The sequence below is a fragment of the Streptomyces sp. AC627_RSS907 genome (assembly GCF_019049165.1).
The window spans coordinates 1-889 of sequence record NZ_JAGMUE010000885.1; the positions used below are offsets into that span (position 1 = coordinate 1).

The following is an 889-nucleotide window of genomic DNA, read 5'->3' on the forward strand; positions in this document are numbered from 1 at the left end:
ACGCCGAGGGGGGTGCGATCGTGCGGGTCATAGAGCGCGTAGCGGCCACGGGGCATGGTGGGGTCCTTGACGAATGAGGGCCCGCCCGGCCGGAGGTGGCCGGGGCAGGCCCTCATGCTCCCCCGTTGGTGGCGGGAGCGTGGTGCTTACTGCTGGCTGACCGGTTGCCGCGCCCCGTCAGGGCGGTGCGGACCGTGGCGCGCGGGGCGCCGCGGCGCCGCCCGCCCGGTCCGGGGCGGCGGCGGGTGGATCAGTAGCGGTAGTGGTCGGGCTTGTACGGGCCCTCGACCGGGACGCCGATGTAGGCCGCCTGCTCCGGGCGGAGCGTGGTCAGCTTGGCGCCGAGGGCGTCCAGGTGCAGGCGGGCGACCTTCTCGTCGAGGTGCTTCGGCAGCACGTAGACGTCCGTCGGGTACGCCTCCGGCTTCGTGAACAGCTCGATCTGGGCGATCGTCTGGTTCGCGAAGGAGTTGGACATGACGAACGACGGGTGGCCGGTCGCGTTGCCCAGGTTCAGCAGGCGGCCCTCGGAGAGGACGATGATCTTCTTGCCCTCCGGGAAGGTCCAGGTGTGGACCTGCGGCTTGACCTCGTCCTTGACGATGCCGGGGATGGCGGCGAGGCCGGCCATGTCGATCTCGTTGTCGAAGTGGCCGATGTTCCCGACGATGGCCTGGTGCTTCATCTTGGCCATGTCGCTGGCCATGATGATGTCCTTGTTGCCGGTGGTGGTGATGAAGATGTCCGCCGTCTCCACCACGTCGTCCAGCGTGGCCACCTGGTAGCCGTCCATGGCCGCCTGGAGGGCGCAGATGGGGTCGATCTCGGTGACGATCACACGGGCGCCCTGGCCGCGGAGCGACTCCGCGCAGCCCTTGCCCACGTCGGC

General features: G+C 69.9%; 1 protein-coding gene. It reads right to left on the reverse strand.

All coding sequences use genetic code 11. The annotated features are described in order from the left end of the window. Positions 1–250: 250 nt before the first annotated feature. Positions 251–889: adenosylhomocysteinase (locus KUM32_RS39260; RefSeq protein WP_217146535.1), on the reverse strand; the 639-nt coding region annotated here is incomplete at its 5' end.